The sequence below is a fragment of the Micromonospora sp. WMMA1998 genome (genome assembly GCF_027497375.1).
GTDB lineage: Bacteria > Actinomycetota > Actinomycetes > Mycobacteriales > Micromonosporaceae > Micromonospora > Micromonospora sediminicola.
In genome coordinates, this window is record NZ_CP114911.1 from 2,581,230 (window position 1) to 2,604,137 (window position 22,908).

Here is a 22,908-nt window from a genome sequence, read left to right on the forward strand (position 1 = left end):
GTCTCCCCTCTGCCGGGTGCTGGAAGGTGGTCGGTCACCGCCCCTCGCCGCGCCGGGCGGCGGCGCGCAGGAAGTCCAGCGAGCGGGCGGCGACGGTCGGGGCGGCGTGCGAGTGGCGGGGCAGTTCCACCGCCACCAGGCCGGGGTAGCCGGCGTCGGTCAGAGCGCGCAGCACCGGCGGGAAGTCGATCTCCCCGGCGCCGAACTCCAGGTGCTCGTGCACGCCCCGGCGCATGTCGTCGATCTGCACGTTGACCAGGTGGTCGGCGACCGCCGTCACGCACTCGGGCACCGGTCGCGGCTCCAGGCAGCGACAGTGTCCGATGTCGAGGGTGATGCCGAAGCCGGGCGGCGCGCCGAGCGCGTCGCGCAGCCACCACCAGCCGGCGATGTCCGCGACCAGCATGCCCGGCTCGGGTTCGAAGCCCAGCGGCACGCCGGCCGCCTCCGCCTCGGCGCAGACGGTGGCGCAGCCGGCGACCAGGCGGTCCCGGGCGACGGGCGGCGGCACCCGCGGCGGGCGTACGCCGGCCCAGAAGGAGACCGCCTCGGCGCCCAGGTCCGCGCCGACCCGGACCGCCCGGTGGAGGAACTCCACCCGGCGGGCGGGGTCGTCGTGCAGCAGCGTCGGAGCGTGCTTGTGCCGGGGGTCGAGCAGGTAGCGGGCCCCGGTCTCGACCACCACGGCCAACCCCAGGGCGTCGAGCCGGCGGTGCACGGCGGCCACCCGGCGGGCCAGCCCGGGGGCGAACGGGTCCAGGTGGTCGTGGTCCAGGGTGAGCGCGACGCCCTCGTACCCGAGGTCGGCGAGGACCGCGAGCGCGTCACCGAGGCGGTGGTTGGCGAAGCCGTTGGTGCCGTATCCGAAGCGCAGCCGGCCCGGCCCGGGCGGAGTCGCGGCGGTCGGTGCCGCCGGCGCGGCGGTCATGTCGGGGAGACGAGTCGGGCCAGCCGGCGACCGAGTGGGGCGGCCCCGGCGACGGCGAGGCCGAGCAGCCGCGCGCCGGCCCGGGCGGTCAGCGCGCCCTGCAACGCGGGCAGCCCGGTGATGCCGGCGCCGACGGCGGCCCGCACCCGGGCCGGCGCCGGGTCGGCGAGCACCCGGGCCTGCGCCCGGCCGTACCGGACGGCGTAACCGGCGGCGAGCACGGCCGGCACCCGAAGGCAGGGCCCCCTCTTAACGCCTCCGGTAGAGGAGGGGCCCCCGCTTAACACGGTCGGCCGGCCCGGGGCGGCGAGCGCGATCAACGCGGTGCCGGCCAGCGTGAGGCCCGGCAACCGCCGGTCCGCCATCCCGGTCACCTCGCGGCGGGACAGCGCGGTGACGGTCCAGGTGTGCGCGGCGACGGTCAGCGCGGCCGGCAACGCCCGCGCCGTCCGGCCACCCGTCGCGCCGAGCAGCACGTCCAGGCCCCGACAGGCGGCCATCACCGCCGGGCCGGCGGCGGTGTCCTTGGCCCGCAGGTCGTACCCCCAGATGGTGGCCGCGAGCGGGAAAGCGACGGCCGCCGCCCGGCGGCCCCCGGCGGCGGTGGCGACGGTGAGGCCGGCGGCGGTGAGGCCGGCCGCGACGCCCAACGCGACGGCCGGGCGGACCCGGCCGGACGGGATCGGCCGCTCCGGGCGCTCGACCGCGTCCAGCCGCCGGTCCGCCCAGTCGTTGGCGGCCATCCCGGCCCAGTAGAGCAGCACCGACGCGCCGGCCAGCGCGGGCGTACGCCGGTCGAGCGCATCGGCCGCCGCGGCGCCGGCCACCACGTCCCCGGGCACCGAGAGCGCGGCCGGCGCCCGGACCAGCTCGGCCAGGTCGGCCAGCCGGGTCACCGGGTCACCCCGGCGTGCAGGCCGGCGACGAAGTCGCACAGCACCGCCCACTGCGCGCCGAGCGCGTGCCCGGTGGCGCCGAGCGGATCCTTGAAGAAGAACGCCAGCTCGGCCAGCGCGCCCCGGCGGCCGGCCGCGTGCGCGGCGGCGGTGAGCCGGGCCAGGTCGAGCACCAGCGGGGCGGCCAACGCCGAGTCGCAGCCGTGCCAGGTGAACTCCATCCGCATCCCGGTGCCCAGGAAACCGGCGAACGTGACCAGGTCCCAGGCCGTCTTGAAGTCGCCCAGCTCCTCGACGTAGTCGATCCGGGTGCTGCCCTGCGGCAGGTAGCCGAGCGTCTCGGCGAGGACCCGTTGCTTGCTGACCACCTTCGCGGCGTTGGCGGCGGGTTCGGCGAGCGTGGCGCCGTCGCCGCCGCCGAGCAGGTTCGTCCCGGACCAGGAGCGCACGGCCAGGTGCCGCATCGCGAACATCGGCGCCAGCACCGACTTCAGCAGCGTCTCGCCGGTCTTGCCGTCGTGCCCGGCGTACGGCAGCCCGCGCTCGTCGGCCAGCGCGACCAGGGCCGGCAGCCGGGCGCCGGTGGACGGGGTGAAGTCGACGTACGGGCAGCCGGCGGTGAACGCCGCGTACGCGTAGCGGGAGCTGGCCGGCAGCACGTCGACCGGACCGGCCAGCGCGGCGCGCAGCGCGGCCGGGTCGCGGTGGGCCGGGTGCGGGGCGGGCGCCGGCTCGGTGGCGGCGACGTTGACCACCACCACCCGCTCCAGCCCGTGGCGGCGGCGGAAGTCGGTGAGGTCGCGGACCACGGCGGCGATCCGGTCGCCCGGGCCACCGTCGGTCGGCGCGGGGCGCAGCGCCGCCTCCACGGCAGCCAGCTCCGGCGCCACGGCGTCGGCCAGCCGGGCGGGCAGCACCCCGGCGGCGGCGAGCGCCTCGGCGCGTTTGGTGAGCGGGGTGGCGACCACGTCGTGGCCGCCGAAGACGAGGTCGGTGAAGCCCGGCAGCGCGGGTCCGCGCAGCGCGGGAAGTTCGGTGACGCAGCCGGTCGGCGCGGTCAGCCCGGCCCGCAGGGCGAGTGCCCCGACCACGCTGGTGGTCGCGACCGAGCCGCGTGCTCCGACCAGCCAGACACCTGTACGCATCGCGCTACCTCCCCAGGTCGGTGCCGGTCCACCGGTGCGGCCGGGGAATCCCGGTCCGGCCGCACCGGAGGGCCGTGCTGGTCGTGCCGCGCGGAAGGCTTCCGGCGGCACGCTCCCCGGAGCCGGCCTCGTCCCCGCCGCGGGGCGCAACCGCGGCGGGCCCTCGCCGGCCGGCGCCGGAAGGCTGTCGGCGGCGCTGCCGCGCCGCGCGGGAGGTGTCCGGCCGGCCCTCGCCTCTCCCGGCTGGGGTGAGCGGGGGCCCGGCGTCACACCTCGGCCAGGGCGGGTGTCACCTCCGTCCACGCGGCCCGCTCGGCCGAGCGGGTGACGGCGTCGAGCACGAGCTGGACCTGCAACGCGTCGGCGAACGACGGCGCCGGGTCGACGCCGGTGGCGACCGCCTCGACGAAGTCCCGCATCTGGTGGGTGAAGGAGTGCTCGTAGCCGATGATGTGGCCCGGCGGCCACCACGCCGACAGGTACGGGTGGTCCGCCTCGGTCACCAGGATCCGGCTGAAGCCCTGCTCGGCGGCGGGCCGGGTGGCGTCCAGGAACTCCAGCTCGTTGAGGCGTTCCAGGTCGAACACGACGCTGCCGCGCGAGCCGTTGATCTCGACCCGCAGGGCGTTCTTGCGGCCGGTGGCGAACCGGGTGGCCTCGTAGGTGGCGAGCGCGCCACCGTCGAGCCGGGCCACGAAGACCGCCGCGTCGTCCACCGTGACCTCGCCCGTCGCGCTGCCGTTGCCGTCGGCCCGCGCGGCCAGACCGCTCGACCCGGCGACCAGGGGCCGCTGGCGGACGAACGTCTCGGTGAGCGCGCTGACCCCGGTGATGAGCTGGCCGGTCACGTACTGGGTCAGGTCGATGATGTGCGCGCCGATGTCGCCGAGCGCACCGGAGCCCGCCCTGTCCTTCTGCAACCGCCAGACCAGCGGGAACTGCGGGTCGACGATCCAGTCCTGGAGGTAGACCGCCCGGACGTGCCGGATCTCGCCGAGCCGACCGTCGGCGACCAGCTGCCGCATCAGGGCGACCGCGGGCACCCGCCGGTAGTTGAAGCCGCACATGGCGCGTACCCCGGACTCCCGGGCCCGCTCGGCGGCGGCCGTCATCTCCCGGGCCTCGGCGACGGTGTTTGCCAGCGGCTTCTCGCACAGCACGTGCTTGCCCGCGGCCAACGCGGCCAGCGCGATCTCGCCGTGGCTGTCCCCCGGCGTGCAGATGTCGACCACGTCGATCTCGTCGGACTCGACGAGTCGTCGCCAGTCAGTGGTGTAGCCGTCCCAGCCGAGCCGGTCGGCGGCCTCGGCCACCTTCGGTTCGTCCCGGCCGCAGACGAGCGACATCCGCACCCGCGCCGGCAGGTCGAACACCCGGTTCACGGTGCGCCACGCCTGTGAGTGCGCGGCGCCCATGAACGCGTAGCCGACCATGCCGACCCGCAGGATCCTGTCGTGAGTGGACAAGGTGGGTCTCCCCCCGTGTGTCAGAACCCGAGCTTCAGGTAGTCGCCCGCGTTCTCCTTGGTGATCGTCTCGGAGGAGAGCACGATCTCCTTCGGTACCTGGAGTTCGACCAGGTCGGACATGCCCTTGCCCTGCCCGATCAACCGGGCCAGGGAGATGGCCGAGGAGGCCATCGACGGGCTGTAGGTGACGGTGGCCTTGAGCACGGTGTTGTCGGCGGTGATGTCCTCCATGGCCTTCTTCGAGCCGGCGCCGCCGACCATGAAGAACTCCTTGCGGTTGGCCTGGTTGACCGCGGCGAGCACGCCGATGCCCTGGTCGTCGTCGTGGTTCCAGACCGCGTCGATCTTCGGCAGCGCCTGGAACAGGCCGGTGGCGGCCTGCTGGCCGGAGTCCACGGTGAACTCGGCCGGCCGCCGGTTGGCGACCTTCAGCCCGTAGGAGGCGAGCGTGTCGGCGAAGCCCTTGGAGCGTTCCTGGGTCAGCTCCAGCGACTCGATGCCGGGGATCTCGCCGATCACCGGGTTGCTCACGCCCTTGGCCTTGAGCTGCTCGGCGATGTAGGTGGCGGCGGCCACCCCCATGCCGTAGTTGTCGCCCTTGATCTGGAGGCGGTAGGCCCGCGCGTCGGGGAAGGCCCGGTCCAGGTTGACCACCGGTATGCCGGCCTTCATCGCCTCCAGGCCGAACGCGTTGAGCTCCTTGCCGTCGTGCGGCAGCAGCACGATCACGTCCGGCTTCTGGGAGATCAGCGTGGACAGCGCGGCCCGCTGGGCCGCCGCGTCCGCGCCGGCCTCCACCGACTTCAGCTCCACGTCCGAGTACGCCCCGGCCTGCGCCTTGGCGTTGTTGGTGATGGCGGCGATCCAGCCGTGGTCGGCGGCCGGGGCGGAGAAGCCGATGGTCACCTTCTTGCCCGGCTCGGTGTTGCCACCGGTCGCGGCGGCCTTCGTCTGCGCCTCCGTCGGGGTCTGCTCGTTGCTGGTGCAGCCGGCGAGCAGCACTCCGGCAGAGACCGCGGCTCCGCCGAAGAGCAGCCGGCGGCGGGACAGGTCGTGGCGCGGTGTTCTCATGACGACCTCCTGGATGAGGTGGTGGGGTGTTTTCGGGTGCGGTGGGTCGGACCACCGTCGGGTCGACGGCGGCCGGCGTACGCGGTGGGATCAGGTGGTGGTGGCCCGGTTGCGGGCGAGGAACTGGGTCAGGCTGCGGAACTGCACCTGCTGGACCAGGACGGCGGCGACGATGATGCCGCCCTTGACCATGTTCTGGGCCTCGGCGGACAGGTTGTTGATGGCGAAGAGGTTCGTGATCGTGGAGAAGATGATCACCCCGAGCAGGGAACCGATGATGGTGCCCCGCCCGCCGCTGAGCAGCGTGCCGCCGATGATCGCGGCGGCGATCGCGTCCAGCTCGTAGAGGTTCGCCATCGCCGCCTGGGCGGAGGTGGCCTGCGCGGTCAGCATGACCGCGGCGATGCCGCAGCAGAGGCCGGAGAGCGCGTAGAGGAGCACTGTGTGCCGGCGGACGTTGATGCCGGCGAGCCGGGCCGCCTCCGGGTTGCCGCCGACCGCCACCGTGCGGCGGCCGAACGTGGTCCGGTTCAACAGCACCCAGCCGGCCGCGACCACCGCGACCAGGATGTAGACCAGCAGCGGGATGCCGAGGATCTTCGTGGTGGCGATGCCGTTGATGAACGAGCTGGTGGAGACCTGGGTCTGCTTGTCGGAGATCTCCGCGGCCAGCCCTCGCGCGGCCACCAGCATGGCCAGCGTGGCGATGAACGGCACCAGCCGCCCGTACGAGATGAGCAGCCCGTTGACCACGCCGACGGCCAACCCGACGGTCAGCGCGCTGAAGATCATGCCGCCGGCGCCGTAGCTCTGGGTCGCCACCGTGGTGCACCAGACCCCGGCCAGCGCCACGATCGCGCCGACCGACAGGTCGATGCCACCGCCGATGATCACGAAGGTCATGCCGACGGTGACCACGCCGACCACCGAGGCGAGCTTGAGGATGGTGAGCGTGTTGCCCCACACCCAGTTCGGGTCGCCGTAGAGGTCGGGGCGGGTCAGGATGCCGATGACGACAAGCACCACCAGGGTGGCGAGCAGGCCGAGGTTGCGCTTCGCGCCCTCCCCGCCGTCGCCACGCCACCAGGACAGGCGGGACGCCGCGTCGGCCTTGGCGGTCTCCGCCCGGTCCACCGGCGGCGACTGCGCGGGCAGCGCGGTATCAGTGACGTCACTCATGCCGGTGCGCCTTCCATGAGGGACCCCGCCATGACGAGGTCGAGCACGGTGTTCTCGTCGAGTTCGCCGGCCGGGGCCTCGCGGACCACCCGGCCCTCCCGCATGACCAGCACCCGGTCGGCCAGGCCGAGCACCTCGGGCACCTCGCTGGAGACCAGCAGCACCCCGACGCCCCGGGCGGCCAGGTCCCGGATGACCTGGTAGAGCTCGGCCCGGGCGCCGACGTCCACGCCCCGGGTCGGCTCGTCGAGCAGCAGCAGCCGGGTCTCCCCGAGCAGCCACCGGCCGACCACGACCTTCTGCTGGTTGCCGCCGGAGAGGGTGCGTACCGGTCGCCGTACGTCCCGGGGCCGCAGCTCCAGCGATGCGGCGACCCGGTCCGCCTCGGCCCGCTCCCGCGCGGCGTCGGTGAAGCCGAGACGGGCGTACCGGCCGAAGGTGGCCAGCGTGACGTTGCGGTAGATCGGTTCGCCGAGCAGCAGCGCCTGGCTCTTGCGCTCCTCGGGCGCCATCCCCATGCCGGCCCGCACCGCCGCGCCCACGCTGCCGGGGCGCAGCGCCCGGCCGCCGACCCGGACCGTCCCGGCCTGCGCCCGACGGGCGCCGAAGATGGTCTCCAGCAGCTCCGAGCGGCCCGAGCCGACCAGCCCGGCGATCCCGACGATCTCCCCGGCGCGGACACCGAGCGACACGTCGGCGAACTCGCCGTGCCGGGTCAGCCCGTCCACCCGGAGCAGCTCCGCGCCGGCGCCGTCGGCGGCCGGGCGCTGCGGGAAGACGTACTCGATGGTCCGCCCGGTCATCCGCGCGACCAGGTCGCCGGTCGGGGTCTCGCGGGCCGGCAGGCTCGCCGCCGTGGTCCGGCCGTCCTTGAGTACGGTGACCCGGTCGCCGATCTCGCGGATCTCCTCCATTCGGTGGGAGATGTAGATGACCGCGATGCCCTGTGCGGTGAGTTCCCGGATGATCCGGAACAGGTTGCCCACCTCGTCGTGGGCCAGCACCGCGCTCGGCTCGTCCATGATGATCAGTCGGGCCTCGTGGGACAGCGCCCGGGCCATGCTGACGATCTGCTTGCCGGCCGCCGGCAGGTGCCGCACCAACCGGCCGGGCGGGATCTCCGGGTGGCCGAGCCGGGCCAGGATCTGCCGGGTACGCCGGGCCATCAGCCCACGCCGGACGAAGCCGAACCGGCGCGGCTCGTGGCCGAGGAACGCGTTCTCCGCCACCGACAGGTCGTCGACCAGGTCGAGTTCCTGGTAGATCGTGGCGATGCCGGCGCGCATCGCGGCCTGCGGGTTGGCGAACGCCGCCGGCTCGCCCCGCCACACCACCTCGCCGGAGTCCGGCCGGTGCACCCCGGCCAGCACCTTGATCAGGGTGGACTTGCCGGCGCCGTTCTGCCCGAGCAGGCAGTGCACCTCGCCGGCGCGCACCTCCAGCTGCACGCCGTCCAGCGCGCGTACGCCGGGGAACGTCTTGACCACGTCGGTGAGACGCAGCACCACCTCGCCCGCGACGGCGTCGGCGGGCACCTCGACCAGCGGCTCCTTCGTGCTCACCTCGACCTCCTCGATGTTCATGCGGGGCTGGCTGGGCACGCCCTCGCTGCGCTCGGTGCGTTCGCTCATGCGGCTTCCCCGAACGCGACGTCGCTGGCGAGCACGGCCGCGCCGGCGACGCCGGCGCGCGGGCCCAGCTCGGAGAGGACGACCGGCAGGTTGCCGGTGGCCAGCGGCAGCGAGCGGCGGTAGACCACGCTGCGGATCTCGGCGAGCAGGATGTGGCCGAGCTGGGCCAGCCCGCCACCGATCACGATCATCGACGGGTTGGTGAAGCTGACCAGGCCGGCCAGCACGCTGCCGACCCGCCGGCCCCCGTCGCGGATGAGCTGGATGCAGGTGACGTCTCCCTCGACCGCGCCCTGTGCCACGTCGAGCGCGGTCACCACGCCTCGGGCGGCGAGCCGTTCGACCAGGGCCGGCGAGACCTCGGCGCGGGCCGCGGCGGTCGCCTCCCGGGCCAGCGCCGCGCCGCTGAACACCGCTTCGAGGCAGCCGACGTTGCCGCAGGAGCACATCGGGCCGTTCGGGTCGACCTGGATGTGGCCGATGTCGCCGGCGCACCCGTCGGTGCCCCGGTAGACCTCGCCGTGCAGGTAGATGCCGCAGCCGATGCCGGTGCCGATCTTGATGAAGAGGAAGTCGTCGACCGAGTGGGCGACACCGCCGTGCCGCTCGCCGATCGCCATGATGTTGACGTCGTTGTCGACCACCGCCGGGCAGCCGTGCTCACGGGTCAGCAGCTCACGGACCGGGAAGCGGTCCCAACCGGGCATGATCGGCGGGGACACCGGCACCCCGTCGCGGAAGCTCACCGGGCCGGGCACGCCGATGCCGATCGCGTCCAGCCGCTCGTACGCGCCGTCCACCCGGGCCTTGTGCAGCAGCTCGTTGACCCGGTGCAGGGTCACCTTGGGCCCGGAGCGGATGTCGGCGGGTTCGGTGTACGCGGTCACCGGCTCCAGCCGCCCGTTGACCACCTCGACGTCGATCGAGCTGGCGCCCAGGTCGACCGAGGCGAAGCGCAGGCGCGGGCTCAGCTCGACCAGGGTGGAGCGGCGCCCGCCCCGGGAGGCGGCCAGCCCGGCCTCGGCCACGTAGCCGAGGGCGACCAGGCGTTCCAGCTCGGCGAGCAGGCGCGGGCGGGGCATCTGGAGGCGGTCGCCGAGCTCGGCGCGGGAGACCGCGCCCTCGTCCCGGAGCAGCCGCAGGAGCCGCACGTGCAGGGGATCGACCGTCCGCACCGGCAGTCACCTCCGCATCGGAGTCGTTCACATCGACGCGACGGCGATGTGTTGTGTCCGACACAGTAGGAGCCTTCCGGGTCACGTGTCCATAGCTTCGGCACAACCGATGGAAACTTTTGTCCATACGAACAAAAGCGTGTTCCGGATCATGAAAACGCGTCGCCCCGCCCGGTCCTCCGGGCGGGGCGACACGAGGGTGGTCAGCGAGGGGTCGGGGCGTTGCGCTTCTTCCGCAGCTTGCGATCGTCGCGCAGCTCGACGTAGGGCTCCTCGTCGGCTGGGTGCCCGGCCGCGATGGCGCGGCTGCGCTCCAGCTCGGCGTCGAACTCCGCGCCGAGCAGGATGGCGATGTTGCTCAGCCAGAGCCAGACCAGAAAGATGATCACGCCGGCCACCGCGCCGTACGTCTCGTTGTACGAGCCGAAGTTGCTCACGTAGAGCGCGAAGAGGCCGGACACCACCAGCCAGAGCACCACCGCGAGCACACCGCCGGGGCTGACCCAGCGGAACCCGCCGTGCTTGGCGTTCGGCGACGCCCAGTAGAGGATCGCGAACATCAGGCTGACCAGCACCAGCAGCACCGGCCACTTGACGATGTTCCACACCGTCACGGCGGTCGAGCCCAGCCCGATCGCGTCGCCCGCCTGCTCGGCCAGCCCGCCGGTGAACACCACGATCACGGCGCTGGCCAGCAGCATGACGCCGATCACCGCGGTCACGCCGAGGCGGATCGGCAGCGTCTTCCAGATCGGCCGCCCCTCCGGCACGTCGTAGATGCTGTTCGAGGCGCGCATGAACGCGGCCACGTAGCCGGAGGCCGACCAGAACGCGGCGACCAGACCGATCACCGCCGCGACGCTCGCCAGCCCGCCGGAGTCGCCGGCCTGCTTGATGGCGCTCTCGATGATCTCGCGGATGTTCTGCTCCGGCACCACCTGGTTGACCGTGTCCTGCACGCCCTGGGTCGCCCGCTCGCCGAGCAGGCCGAGCACCGAGATCAGCACCAGCACGCCCGGGAAGATCGAGAGCACCCCGTAGTAGGTCAGCGCGGCGGCCCAGTCGGTCAGGCTGTCGTCCTGGAACTCCCGGACGGTCCGCTTGAGCGTCGCCACCCAACCCGGGCCCGGCAGGTCGGTCGGGCTGTCCGGACCGTCGTCCGGCCCCACCGGCCCGGTGCGCTCGCGATCCTCGCGGGCGGGAGACTCGTCGGTGGCCATCGCACCTCCCTCGTCGTCGTGTCGTCCTGCACGACTTGCCCCGCGGCCGGGCCGGATAACCCGCTACTTGTAGAGCAACCTGCCCATTCGCCGGGAGGCCAACGCCAGCATCCCCGTGGTCAGCGCCACCAGGTAGGCCACGTCGAGCGCCCAGGACCAGCCGGACTCCCCCACGCACACACCACGGATCAGGTGCACCGACCGGTAGAGCGGGGTCAACTCGACCAGCCAGCGCAGCGCCGCCGGGTAGGCCTCGGCGGGCACGAACGTGCCGGAGAAGAGGAAGAGGGTGAACTGGGCCGAGCCCATCAGGTCGAAATCCTGCCAACTGCGCAGCAGCGTGGCGACCGTCATGCCGAGCGCGCCGAACGCGAACCCCACCAGCACCGCCGCCGGGAACGCGACGACCGCGCGCGACGCGGTGGTCAGGTCGAGCGCCACCATGATCAGCAGGAACGCGGCCGAGTAGAGGCCACCCCGCGCCATCGCCCAGCCCAGCTCGCCGAGGGCGATCTCGAACGGCTGCACCGGGGTCGCGATGACCCCGTCGTACAGCTTCATGTATTTCATCTTGCCGAAGAAGTTGAAGGTGGTCTCGGACAGCGCGCCGCTCATCGCCGACGAGGCGAGCATGGCCGGCGCGACGAACGCCGCGTAGGACACCACCGCACCGCCGGGCAGCGTCAGGTCGCCGACCAGCGCGCCCACCCCGATGCCGATCGACAGCAGGTAGAGCACCGGCTCCAGGAAGCCGGAGACCAGCACCAGCCAGTAGGCGCTGCGCAGCGCGGTGAGATTGCGCTCGGCGATCGCGGCGGAGCGGCGGGCTCCGGTGACGCCGGCCAGCCGGGGCAGGACGAGACCGACCACGACACCCCTTCCTAGACGACGAGTTGACGACGGAACGCCCGCAGCGCCAGCCACCAGCCGGCGCCGGCCCAGGCGGCGAGGTAGAGCAGGTGACCGGCGACCGACCACTGTGGCGCGACGCCCAGGGTGGCGGCCCGGCACAGGTCCACGCCGTGCCAGAGCGGCGTGGCCCAGGCGATCGGCCGCAGCCCGGCCGGCATCGACTCGACCGGGAAGAACACCCCGGAGAAGAGCGTCATCGGAATCACCGCGAACCGGAACAGCAACGCGAGGTAGCTGTCGCTGGGCACCCACGCGCTGAACGCGAAGACCGGCGCGGCCACCGCCAGGCCGAGCAGCGGGACGATCAGCGCCACCGTCACCGCCCAGGGTGACCGCAGCGCGCCGAACACGGCGGCCACCAGCAGGAACGCCAGCGCGCTGGTGACCGCCCGGAACAACACGAAGCCCAGGTGACCGGCCACGATGTCACCGGTGCGCAGGGGCGCGGCGACCTGGGCGTGGTAGGTGCGGACCCACTTGAAGTTGCTGTGCACCGGCCAGGTCGACTCGGCGACGGCGACCTGGAGAACGGTCGAGGCGATCAGGCCGGGCACCAGCCACGGCAGGTAGGGCACCCCGTCGACGCCCTGGTCGACGTAGGCCCCGACGCCGAAGCCGAAACCGACCACCGTGAGCACCGGCAGCAGGAAGGACGAGAAGACGCCCGCCCGCCAGGTGCGCCGGTAGTTCACCAGGTAGTGCACGAACACCGCCACCGCCGGCACCCGTGGCACACCCGCCCCGGCCCGCCCCGTCGCCGTCGTCACCCGCACCACCCCCGCCGACCTTCCTACCGGGCGGGTACGACAGCCGCCAGGTGGCGGTGTCGAGCGTCCTCCCGGCGCCGCCACCTCCCCGACCTGGCTGCCCATCCGTGCGGGTGACCGCTTCCGTGGGAGATCTTGGAAGTGCGAGGCCCCTCTGGCGGACTCAATCGGTGGTTGCAACACCTAGTAGCTGGGTCATCTTCTCACCGGGGGTGGCCCAGCCCAGGGTCATGCGGGGGCGGTCGTTGAGTTCGTCGGCGATGGCGTTGAGGCCGGTTTGGTCGATGGTGGTGAAGTCGAACTGGCCTTTGGGGAAGTACTGGCGTAGTAAGCCGTTGGTGTTCTCGTTGCTGCCGCGTTGCCAGGGGCTGTGTGGGTCGCAGAAGTAGACCGGGCAGTCGGTGGCGATGGTGAAGTCGCGGTGCCGGGCCATCTCTGTGCCCTGGTCCCAGGTCAACGAGGCCCGCAACCGCTGCGGTAGCCAGGTCATCGCCGCAGCCAGCTGAGACACGACGTGTTCGGACACCTTGCCCTCGGGCAGCCCGACCAGGATCACGAACCGGGTAGCACGTTCCACCAGGGTCGCGATCGCGGAACCACCGCGTCCACCCCGACGTACTCCCTCGAGCAGGTCGCCCTCCCAATGCCCGGGCACCGCCCGATCGGCGACCTCAGCGGGTCGGGCGCTGATGTTCAACCCGAGCCACGGCCGCACGGAGCGAACCGCCGCCGCGGCCACCGGCCGGCGCCGACGCGCCGCCCGCCCAGACCGCAGGGCCACCTGACGGGACAACTCGGCACGCAGATTCCCCCGCGCCTGCAGGTAGATCGCCTGATAGATCGTCTCGTGCGACACATGCATCTCCGGCCGCAGCGGGTACTCCAGCCGCAGCCGAGCGGCGATCTGCTGCGGCGAACGACGTCGACGCAGCATATCCAGCACCGTCTGACGCAACAGCCCGTCAACAGCTAGCCGCGGCACACGCTTGGCGCGGTTATGCCGCAGAAACGACGCCCACTGCGCCATCGACGGCTGATACCGCTGCCCGTAACGCTCGAACCGGCCCACCTCCCGCGAGACAGTCGACACCGCCCGCCCCAACCGACGCGCGATCGACCGCAACGACTCACCAGCCGCCCGACCCAACCCAATCTGCTCCCGCTCCAGCGGGCTCAACCTCGACGCCACAACCACCCCAACGAAGATCATCCGAAGGGTGTTGCAACCACCGGTTGAACCCGCCTCTGGGGGCCGTTTCCTTCCAAGATCTCGGTAGGCGGGCGTGTGGCGCCTCGTCTTCGCCGGGTTTGGGGGAAAGGTGGCGCAGATGGTGCATCCGCGGCCGGCACCAACCACCGGTGCTGGCCTTCGTCAGGTTCAACGGAATCACGAGGCATGCCGGTCCTTGGGACAGCCGGCCCCGCCGGACGAACGGCTCGGGCGTCAGTCGATCAGGGTGCGGCCGGTGAGGTGGAGGAAGACGTCCTCCAGGCTGCCGCGCCGCACCAGCACGCCGGCCGGGTCCAGGCCGCGCGCGGACACCTCGGCCACCGCGGCGTCGCCGTCGGAGACATAGAGCAGGATGCGGTCGGGCAGCACCTCGACGCGCTCGCCCAGCCCGTCGAGCTTGCCGGCGAACGCCTCCTGCGAGTCGCCCGCGAAGCGCAGCTCGACCACCTCGCGGGTGGCGTGCCGCTCGATCAGGGCGCGGGGTGACCCCTCGGCGACGATCCGGCCGCCGTCCATCACCACCAGGCGGTCGCAGAGCTGCTCCGCCTCGTCCATGTAGTGGGTGGTGAGGACCAACGTCACGCCCTGCTGCTTGAGCCGGAACAGCCGCTCCCAGACCAGGTGCCGGGCCTGCGGGTCGAGGCCGGTGGTGGGCTCGTCGAGCAGCACGATCTCCGGGTCGTTGACCAGCGCGCGGGCGATCGTCAGCCGTCGCTTCATGCCGCCGGACAGCGGGTCGACCCGACTCTCGGCCCGCTCGGCGAGCTGGACGAAGTCGAGCAGCTCGGCGGCGCGCTCGCGGGCCACCCGGCGCGGAATGCCGAAGTAGCGCGCGTAGGTGGTGAGGTTCTCCCGGACGGTCAGCTCGGGGTCGAGGCTGTCGAGCTGCGGGCAGACCCCGAGCCGGGCCCGGATGGCCGGGCCGTCGCGCACCGGGTCGAGCCCGAGGATGCGTAACTCGCCTCCGGACGGCGGGGAGATGCAACCGATCATGCGCATGGTGGAGGACTTGCCCGCGCCGTTGGGACCGAGGAAGCCGAACGCCTCGCCGCGACGGACCTCGACGTCGATGCCGTCGACGGCGGTGAAGTCGCCGAACCGCTTCACCAGCCCCCGCGCCTGGATGAGTGGTTGCCCGATGGTCACCGGCCGACCCTAACCGCCCGGTCCGACAACCCGCGTGCCCGCACGTTGCGTGACCGCCACTACGCTCCGTGATGGACTCATTTCATCGTTGGAAGCGGGCCTAACTCACCATAGTGGAGCGACCCCCGAAGGCCGGTTCGTCTTTATGGCGGAACAATTGTGAAATCGCTTCGAAAAGGGTGTGCGGTGAGTGAGCAAAGGCTCATTCCGTCACTCCATGCAATCACGATCGGCAATGTTCCCATCATGTACGCCATTCGCGTATCGTGCCCCCTCGTGCCACCCGTTCGCCCCTCCGACTCCACTCCCCCGTCACCCCGCACGCCCACCGGCGGGCCTGCGGGGTCCGAAGTGGACTCCGTCGCGGTGCCGCTCCCGCCCGACGACGGCGGGGTGGGCGACCCGGCGTGGGCCGACGACGGGCCGGGCGAGACGCACCACCACATCCGGGACCCGGACCACCCGGACACCCGCGGACTGGCCGCGCGGTTCGAGGAGGAGAAACCGGGGCGGACGCTCTCCGGGCCGGTCGGCCGGCTCTTCACCGCGGTCACCGTCGCGGTCGCGCTGCTGACGCTATGGCAGGTGTTCTTCCCGCTGCCCCAGGGGAGCAAGTACTACCTCATCATCTTTCTCGCCGGCGTACTCCCGATGGTTTTCCTGGCGTACCCGTCGGGGGTTCCACCCCGGCGGACGGCGACCGGGCGGCCCGGGCCGACGGCGGTCGACTGGGCCCTCGCGCTCGCCGCGCTGCTGGTCTGCCTCTACCCGGTGCTGCCGGTGACGCTCGGCGCGGCCGGCGGCGGTTACGACGCGTTCCTCGACCGGCAGGGTCTGCTCGACCCGCTCGACGTGGCGTTCGGCACCGGGCTGCTGCTTCTGCTGCTGGAGGCGTGCCGCCGCACCACGGGATGGATCCTGCCCGCGGTGTGCGTGATGTTCCTCGGCTACGGCTACTACGGCGGGCTGCTCCCCCAGTCCTGGCCGGTGGCCCACGCGGGGCTGGACTTCGGGCAGCTGGTCGACGCGTTCTACAACTCCGACAGCGGCTTCTACGGCACCCCGCTCGACGTGGCCGCGTCGTACATCGTGCTGTTCACCATCTACGGCGCGGTGCTCGACCTCTCCGGGGCGGGTCGGTTCTTCGTGGAGCTCTCCGCCGCCGCGTTCCGCCGCTCCCGCACCGCCGCGGGGCGGACCGCCGTCGCCTCCGGCTTCCTGCTCGGCACCGTCTCCGGCTCCGGCGCCGCCACCACGGTCAGCATCGGAGCGGTGACCTGGCCGATCCTGCGCCGCGCCGGCTACCCCGCCGAGCGGGCCGGCGGCATGCTCGCCGCGGCCGGGGTCGGCGCGATCCTGTCGCCGCCGACGCTCGGCGCGGCGGCCTTCATCATCGCCGAGTACCTGGGCGTGTCCTACCTCCAGGTGCTCGGCTGGGCCACCGTGCCGACCGTCCTCTACTACCTGGGCATCCTGCTCTCGGTCGAGATCGACGCCCGGCGCTCCGGCGTGCGGCCGGTGGTCATCGACACCGGCTCGGCCTGGCGGCTGCTGGCCCGCTTCGGCTACCACTTCCTCTCCCTGCTCGTGATCGTGGTGGTGCTGGCGCTGGGCGCCTCGGCGATGCGGGCCGTGGTGATCGCCACCGCGCTCGCCGCCGTGCTGTCCTTCCTGGACCGTCGGCACCGGCTCACCCCGGCCCGGCTGGTCGCGGCGCTGCGTGACGGCGTCCGCGGGGTGCTCGCGGTGAGCGCGGTGTGCGCCGCGGCGGGCATCATCACCGCCACCACCACGAAGACCGGTCTCGGCCCGCAGGCGGCCGCGCTGCTGGTCTCCGGCGCGCAGTCGGTCAGCTCGGAGCCGGCCGTGGTGCTGGCGCTCACCGCCGTGCTCGCCGCGGTCGCGCTCAGCCTGCTCGGCCTCGCCGTGCCGGTCACCGCCTCCTTCGTGATCGGCTGGGTGATCATCGGTCCGGCGTTGCTGCACCTGGGCGTCGCCGCCCCCGCCGCCGCCATGTTCGTCTTCTACTTCGCGGTGCTGTCCGAGGTGTCGCCACCGACCGCGCTGGCCGCGGTCGCCGCCGCCGCGGTCACCGGCGGCCGGCTGGTGCCGACCATGTGGCAGACCCTGCGGTACGCGCTGCCGGCGTACCTCATCCCGCTCGCCTTCGTGATCACCCCGACCGGCCTCGGCCTGCTCGGCATCGGCGGGGTGGGGCGGATCGTGCTGGCCGGCGCGGTCTCCGCGCTCGGCGTCGCCGTGCTGGCCGTGGCGGCCGGCGGGTGGCTGCCCGGCGTCGGCCCGGCCGGGACGCCGGAACGGCTGCTCGGCGCGGTCGCCGGGCTGGTGCTGCTCTGGCTGGAACCGCTGCCCATGGCGGTCGGTGCGGCGCTCGCCGCGCTGACCGTCGCGGGCGTGTACGTCCGACGTGGCGCCGGCCGCCCGTCGGCCTTGAAGTCCGTGGACCATGGGGAGGACAGAGGATGAGACGGATCGACACGCGAATAGCGGCGGGCGTCGGGGCGTTGGCCCTGGTCGCCGCCGGCGCCGCCGGCTGCGGGGGCCGACAGGACGGCGCGGCGACGGACGACGCCGCCCGCGACGTCACCTGCAAGGTCACCAAGGACACCCGGGTCGGCATCGCCACCGGCAACGCCACCGGGGTCTACTACGTGGTCGGCAACGCGCTCGCCGGTGAGCTGAGCAAGACGACCGACGGCAAGCTCACCGGGACGGCCGCCGAGACGGGCGCCTCGGTGCAGAACGTCGAGCAGCTCGTCGCCGGCCAGTACGACGTGGCGTTCTCCCTGTTCGACACCGCGGTCAACGCGGTGCAGGGCAAGGGCAGCTTCAGCTCGCCGCAGCCGGTCAAGGCGCTGTCCCGGATCTATGACAACTACACCCAGGTGGTCGTGCGCGCCGACGCGGGCATCACCTCGGTCGCGGACATGAAGGGCAAGAAGATCTCCACCGGCTCGCCCAAGTCCGGCACCGAGGTCATCGCCAACCGCCTGCTCACCGCCGCCGGGCTGGACCCGGCCAAGGACGTCCAGGCGCAGCGGCTCGACCTGACGAAGACCGTTGACGGCATGAAGGACGGCAGCATCGACGGGTTCTTCTGGTCCGGCGGCATCCCGACCGGCGGGCTCACCGACCTGTTCACCACCGCCGGCGACAAGGTGAGGTTCGTCGACATCAGCCCGCTGCTGCCGACGATGTCCGGGCTGAACCCGGCCTACCAGGCCGGCACCATCGGCAAGGACATCTACAAGACGCCGGCCGACGTGCCCACCATCGTCGTGCCCAACGTGCTGCTCGTGCGGGACAACCTCGACGCGGACGTGGCCTGCGCGATCACCCGGACCGTCTTCGACCGCAAGGACGTCCTCGCCCAGGCCAACCCGGCCGCCAAGGGCATCGAGCTGGGCAACGCCCGCAAGACCGACCCGGTGCCGCTGCACCGGGGCGCGGAACGGGCGCTCACCGACCTCGGCGCGAGCTGACCCGACCGGCCGGGCCCAGACCGGGTCCGGGCCCGGCCCACCGACATCGACCGGGAGACCCCCGTGCCGCTGCCCCACCCCACCCGCGTACGCCGCCACCACCGTTCCGCGGACCGCGCCGGGCGTCTCCGGTCGGTCCGCGTCCAGCTGCTCGCCCCGATCCTGGTGGCGACCGCCGGTCTGGTGGTGCTGGGCGCGGCCCAGACCGGCGCCGCGCTGGACGCGTCCGCCGACGCCGACCGGGCTCGCGTGCTCGCCGGCACCGCCACCGCGACGGTACGGCTGGTGCACGAGCTGGAACGGGAACTCGGCGAGACGGCGGCGCTGCGCCAGCGGGGCGGCGCCTCCGGTCGGCCGCTGGTGGACGCGCAGCGACGTCGGGTGGACGCCGCCATCGACCGATACCGTTCGGCCGGTGGCGACGCCCGGCGGGCCGCTCCCGACCTGGCCGCCGTGCTCGACGACGCGAACGGCCACCTCGACCGGCTCGGCCCGGTCCGGGAACTGGCGCTGGCCGGGGAACGCGGCGACCCGGCGTACGGGACGCTCGTCGAGTCGCTGCTCGCGGTGGCGGACGCGCTGCCCAGCCAGCTCCGCGACGCCGGCCTGGCCAACGAGGCGCGTGAGGTGGCGTCGGTGGCCGCCCAGGAGCACCTGTCCGCGCTGGAGCGCGACCTGCTCCGCGCGGTGTTCGTCCGGGGTGCGCTGGAGCGGGGCGAGCTGGCCCGGCTCGGCCGGCTCCGGGGCGCCCGGGAGCAACGGCAGGCCGAGTTCCTCCGGATCGCCTCGGCACCGGCGAACGCCGCCTGGTACCGGCTGGTCGACGGCACGGACGTGACGACCGCCCGGCGCATGCGCGACACCGTGCTCGACACCGACGGCGCGCCCGAGGCGCTGGAGACCGACGGCGACGCCTGGTACGTGGCGCAGAGCGGTGCCATCCGGCGGTACAACCTGCTCGGCCGGGAACTCTCCGACGGGCTGGACCGCGACGCCGCCGACCTGGCCGGCACCGCCCGGTGGCGGGCGGTGCTGACCGCCGGCGCGACCAGCACCGTCGCGCTCGGATCGCTGGTCACCGCCGTGCTGCTGGCGGTACGCACCAGCCGCCGGCTGCGCCGGCTGCGGGTCGCCGCGCTCACCATGGCCAACCGGGAGCTGCCGGACCGGATCACCGCGATCGCGGCGGGCGAGGGCGCGCCGGCGGAGGGTCCGGCGACCCGGATGACCGACGGGATCCGTCGGGGCCGGGACGAGGTGGCCCAGGTCGCCGAGGCGTTCGACACCGTCAACCGGGCCGCGCTGCGCCTCGCCGGCCAGCAGGCGGAGCTGCGGCTGGACGTGACCCGGATGGCCGAGGCGCTGGCCCGCCGGATCCGCACGCTGATCACCCGGCAGCTCCGGCTGCTCGACGACTTCGAGCGCGAGGAGACCGACCCGGACGCGCTGGCCCGGCTCTTCGCGCTGGACCACCTGGCCGCCCGGCTGCGGCGCAACGGCGAGAACCTGCTGGTCCTCGCCGGCGGTGAGCCCGGGCGGGGGCACGAGGGCGCGTTGCTCCTCGACGACGTGGTGCGCGCGGCGGCCTCCGAGATCGAGGACTACCTCCGGGTGGAGATCGACGTGCCGACCGCCGCGGTGCACGGCGCCGCCGCCGGCAACCTGGTGCACCTGCTGGCCGAGCTGCTGGAGAACGCCACCGTCTACTCGCCGCCGGACGCCCGGGTGCTGGTCGACGGGCGGCGCACCGTCGACGGCCTCGTCCTGCGGGTGCACGACCAGGGCATCGGCATCAGCGACGGCCGGCTGGCCGAGATCAACGAGCGGCTCGCCGTGCCGGCCACGCTGTCCAGCGCCGCCGCCGGCAGCATGGGCCTGCACGTGGTGGCGCACCTGGCCGCCCGGCACGGCATCCGGGTGCAGTTGCACCACGCGGCCGCCGGGACGGTGGCCCAGGTGGAGGTGCCCGAGTCGGTGCTGACCCGGGTCGAGTCGGTGAGCCGCCGGCCGGTCGCCGACCGACGGCCCGCCGCGCCCTGGTTCACCGCGGGCGCGGCCGCGACCCGCCCGGCCATCACCCGGGGCCCGGCCGCCGCCGCGCCGGTGACGGCCGAGGCCGCGCCGTCGGCGGGCGTCGTGCGCGGCGTCGCCGCGGTACGCCCCCCGGGCAGCGCCCTGCTGGCGCCCAGCGTGGCGCGGATCCGCCCGGCCAGCGCGCCGCCGGCGCCCGTGTCCTCCACCGCCGCCGGCCTACCGCGCCGGACCCGGGGCGGGCACCTGCCCGCGCCGATGCCCGACACCCCCGCGTCACCGCCCGCGACGGACCTGCTCGACCCCGAGGTGGTACGCGCCCGGCTGTCCGCCCTCGCCGAGGGGGTGGCCAGCGCGACGCGCCGTGCCCCGAACACCACACCCACCGGGAGAACGCCATGACCACCCCCGTTACCGCCGGACTCGACTGGCTGCTGGCGAACTTCGCCGAGCAGGTGCCGGACGTCTCGCACGCGCTCGCGGTGTCCGAGGACGGGCTGCGGCTCGCCGCCTCCCCCGACCTCTCCGCCGACCAGGTCGACCAGCTCGCCGCCGTGATCAGCGGCCTGGCGAGCCTGACCGTCGGGGCGGCCCGACTGATGTCCGCCGGCCGGGTACGCCAGCAGATCGTGGACATGGACGGCGGCGTGATGCTGGTGATGGCGGTCGGTGAGCGGGCACTGCTCGGCGTGCTCGCCGCGCCCGGCTGCGACCTGGGCCAGATCGGCTACGAGACGGCGACGCTGGTGCAGCGGGTGGCGGAGGCGCTGGAACCGGCGGCCCGCCGGTGACCGGCCGCCCGCGGTGGTTGGTGGCCGCCCTGTCGGTGGTCGCGCTGCTGGCCGGCTGCGGCGGCGGGGACGCCGGGGCGCCGGCGTGGCACGGCGGGCGGATCTTTCTGGCCACCGGCAACACCACCGGCGTCTACTACCAGCTCGGCGGCGGGTACGCCGACCTGATCAGCCGCCACCTGCCCGGCTACGAGGCACGGGCGGAGCCGACCGGGGCGTCGGTGGAGAACATCACCCGGGTGGCCGGTGGCGACATGGAGATCGCGTTCAGCCTGGCGGACACCGCCGCGGACGCGGTCAACGGGCGGGGCGCGTTCGACAAGCAACCGCAGCCGGTGCGGGCGCTGGCCCGCGTCTACAGCAACTACACCCACGTGATCGTCCGGGCCGACGGCAAGATCCGCAGTTTCGCGGACCTGCGCGGCAAGCGGATCTCCACCGGCTCGCCGAGGTCCGGCACCGACATCATCGCCGGTCGCCTGCTCACCGCCGGCGGCATCAACCCGGACCGGGACATCCGGCGGGTCAACCTGTCACTGCCGGAGACCGTGAAACAGATGCGGGCCAACGCGCTGGACGCCATGTTCTTCTCCGGCGGGCTGCCCACGCCCGGCGTGAAGGACCTGCTCTCCGCCGCCCCCGGCGCGTTCCGACTGCTGCCGCTGACCGAACTCATCGAGCCGTTGGGGGCCCGCTACGGCTCGGTCTACACCACCGCCACGCTGCCGAAGGGGGTCTACGGCACGCCGGAGCCGACGCCGACCATCACGGTGGCGAACGTGATCCTGGTGGCCGCGGACATGCCGGACCAACTCGCGTACGACCTGACCCGGGTGCTCTTCACCTGGCAGGGCGAGCTGGTCCGGGTGCACCCGGAGGCGGCGAACTTCACCCGGTCCAGCGCGGCGCTGACCGACCCGATCCCGCTGCACCCGGGCGCTGCGCGGTTCTACCGCGACGACGGCTGAACGTGCGACCGCTGCGGCGCGCCCACCGGTCGACGACCCGGGCCGTGGTCGGCGACCTCGGCCCGGGTCCGCGCACCTCAGTCCAGACCGATGTAGAGCCGCCGGCCCGCGGGTCGGTAGCCGGCGCGCTCGTACACCCGCCACGAGTCCTCTCCGGACGCTTCCAGCCAGGCGACCTCGACGCCGACGTCGAACAGCCGCCGGGTGAGGTCCGCCGTGATCGCACCCGCCAGCCCCTGGCGGCGGTACGGCGTACGGACGGCGATGCCGGCGACCTCGCTCACCCCGCCGGCGGGCGGCGCCGCCCCGCCACCTCCCGCGCAGGTGCCGTCGTCGGTCACGGCCATCACGGCCACACCGCCGGCGCGCTGCTGACGAAGGAGCCGAGCCACGTCGGCCCCGGAGGCCACCGGGTCCCCGCCGAACGCTTCGTTCTGCGCGCCGACCAGCGCGGCGCGCTCGGTGTCGGTGGCCGGCTCGTGCAGCCGGACGTGGTCGAGCGCCTGCGGTGTCCGTAGGGTGCCGGGCACACAGACCAGGTAGGTGTGCCGGGCCTCCATCACGAAACCGGCACCGGTCAGGAGCGCCTCCAGGCCGGGGGCGCAACTGGTGACGTACTCCAGTCGGGGTTTGCGACCGGCCGCGCGGAAGGCCGCGACCAGGGCGGCGACGTCGGCCGCCGTGACGGCGGCACCGGGGCACGGCGTCGCGTAGTTGATGCTGGGGCTGGACGTCGTAGGATCCGTCCCGATCACGAACGGCCCCACCTCGATGGGCGCGGGTCGGTTGCGCAGGTTGGCGACGACGGACTTTTGGATGCGGGCATCCATGTTCACTGTGGGCCTC

At 73.4% G+C, this 22,908-nt stretch carries 19 protein-coding genes; 5 read left to right on the forward strand and 14 right to left on the reverse strand.

Annotated elements, in window-relative coordinates:
* Positions 1-34: 34 nt before the first annotated feature.
* From O7600_RS11310 to O7600_RS11370, 13 genes are all read right to left on the reverse strand, one after another.
* A complete protein-coding gene (locus O7600_RS11310; protein ID WP_281593555.1) occupies positions 35-928 on the reverse strand; it encodes a sugar phosphate isomerase/epimerase family protein in 894 nt (297 codons plus the stop codon).
* Positions 925-1,824 (reverse strand): SCO3242 family prenyltransferase, encoded by a 900-nt coding sequence (locus O7600_RS11315; protein WP_281593556.1) that lies wholly within the window; start codon positions 1,822-1,824, stop codon positions 925-927. Before O7600_RS11315 ends, O7600_RS11310 begins: the two co-directional genes overlap by 4 nt.
* Positions 1,821-2,969, reverse strand: a complete 1,149-nt coding sequence (locus O7600_RS11320) for an inositol-3-phosphate synthase (protein ID WP_281593557.1) — start codon at positions 2,967-2,969, stop codon at positions 1,821-1,823. The genes O7600_RS11315 and O7600_RS11320 overlap by 4 nt, the downstream gene beginning before the upstream one ends.
* Before the next feature lie 266 nt (positions 2,970-3,235).
* Positions 3,236-4,435, reverse strand: a complete 1,200-nt coding sequence (locus tag O7600_RS11325) for a Gfo/Idh/MocA family oxidoreductase (protein WP_281593558.1) — start codon at positions 4,433-4,435, stop codon at positions 3,236-3,238.
* A 20-nt stretch (positions 4,436-4,455) separates the two neighbouring features.
* Positions 4,456-5,508 carry a substrate-binding domain-containing protein gene (locus tag O7600_RS11330; protein WP_281593559.1) on the reverse strand — a complete coding sequence of 351 codons (1,053 nt, stop codon included), beginning with the start codon at positions 5,506-5,508 and terminating at the stop codon, positions 4,456-4,458.
* A gap of 90 nt (positions 5,509-5,598) precedes the next feature.
* Positions 5,599-6,687, reverse strand: a complete 1,089-nt coding sequence (locus tag O7600_RS11335; RefSeq protein WP_281593560.1) for an ABC transporter permease — start codon at positions 6,685-6,687, stop codon at positions 5,599-5,601.
* Complete coding sequence (locus O7600_RS11340) at positions 6,684-8,270, reverse strand: sugar ABC transporter ATP-binding protein (RefSeq protein ID WP_281594127.1); 1,587 nt, start codon at positions 8,268-8,270, stop codon at positions 6,684-6,686. The genes O7600_RS11335 and O7600_RS11340 overlap by 4 nt, the downstream gene beginning before the upstream one ends.
* A 44-nt stretch (positions 8,271-8,314) precedes the next feature.
* Entirely contained in the window at positions 8,315-9,493 is a 1,179-nt protein-coding gene (locus tag O7600_RS11345; protein WP_281593561.1) for an ROK family protein, read from the reverse strand.
* A gap of 203 nt (positions 9,494-9,696) precedes the next feature.
* A complete protein-coding gene (locus O7600_RS11350) occupies positions 9,697-10,713 on the reverse strand; it encodes a YihY/virulence factor BrkB family protein (protein ID WP_281593562.1) in 1,017 nt (338 codons plus the stop codon).
* A 63-nt stretch (positions 10,714-10,776) separates the two neighbouring features.
* Positions 10,777-11,583, reverse strand: a complete 807-nt coding sequence (locus O7600_RS11355) for an ABC transporter permease (RefSeq protein ID WP_281593563.1) — start codon at positions 11,581-11,583, stop codon at positions 10,777-10,779.
* A gap of 11 nt (positions 11,584-11,594) precedes the next feature.
* The gene (locus O7600_RS11360) at positions 11,595-12,392 is read right to left on the reverse strand and encodes an ABC transporter permease (protein WP_281593564.1); all 798 of its coding nucleotides are present in this window, start codon (positions 12,390-12,392) and stop codon (positions 11,595-11,597) included.
* A gap of 163 nt (positions 12,393-12,555) precedes the next feature.
* The gene (locus tag O7600_RS11365) at positions 12,556-13,602 is read right to left on the reverse strand and encodes an IS30 family transposase (RefSeq protein ID WP_281588100.1); all 1,047 of its coding nucleotides are present in this window, start codon (positions 13,600-13,602) and stop codon (positions 12,556-12,558) included.
* Positions 13,603-13,836: 234 nt separating this feature from the next.
* Positions 13,837-14,769, reverse strand: coding sequence for an ABC transporter ATP-binding protein (locus O7600_RS11370; RefSeq protein ID WP_281593565.1), 933 nt, complete (start codon positions 14,767-14,769; stop codon positions 13,837-13,839).
* A 351-nt stretch (positions 14,770-15,120) separates the two neighbouring features.
* Here O7600_RS11370 and O7600_RS11375 point away from each other — a divergent pair, with 351 nt between their 5' ends.
* The 5 genes from O7600_RS11375 to O7600_RS11395 all read left to right on the forward strand — a co-directional run bounded on the left by O7600_RS11375 (position 15,121) and on the right by O7600_RS11395 (position 22,062).
* A complete protein-coding gene (locus tag O7600_RS11375) occupies positions 15,121-17,256 on the forward strand; it encodes a TRAP transporter fused permease subunit (RefSeq protein ID WP_281593566.1) in 2,136 nt (711 codons plus the stop codon).
* Complete coding sequence (locus O7600_RS11380; protein WP_281593567.1) at positions 17,253-18,272, forward strand: TAXI family TRAP transporter solute-binding subunit; 1,020 nt, start codon at positions 17,253-17,255, stop codon at positions 18,270-18,272. Before O7600_RS11375 ends, O7600_RS11380 begins: the two co-directional genes overlap by 4 nt.
* Before the next feature lie 63 nt (positions 18,273-18,335).
* A complete protein-coding gene (locus O7600_RS11385) occupies positions 18,336-20,705 on the forward strand; it encodes a nitrate- and nitrite sensing domain-containing protein (RefSeq protein WP_281593568.1) in 2,370 nt (789 codons plus the stop codon).
* Positions 20,702-21,094, forward strand: coding sequence for a roadblock/LC7 domain-containing protein (locus O7600_RS11390; protein WP_091572222.1), 393 nt, complete (start codon positions 20,702-20,704; stop codon positions 21,092-21,094). Before O7600_RS11385 ends, O7600_RS11390 begins: the two co-directional genes overlap by 4 nt.
* Positions 21,095-21,114: 20 nt before the next feature.
* A complete protein-coding gene (locus O7600_RS11395) occupies positions 21,115-22,062 on the forward strand; it encodes a TAXI family TRAP transporter solute-binding subunit (protein WP_281593569.1) in 948 nt (315 codons plus the stop codon).
* A gap of 77 nt (positions 22,063-22,139) precedes the next feature.
* Here the strand turns inward: O7600_RS11395 and O7600_RS11400 are convergent, their stop codons facing one another.
* A complete protein-coding gene (locus tag O7600_RS11400) occupies positions 22,140-22,892 on the reverse strand; it encodes a GNAT family N-acetyltransferase (protein WP_281593570.1) in 753 nt (250 codons plus the stop codon).
* Between the last annotated feature and the right edge of the window lie 16 nt (positions 22,893-22,908).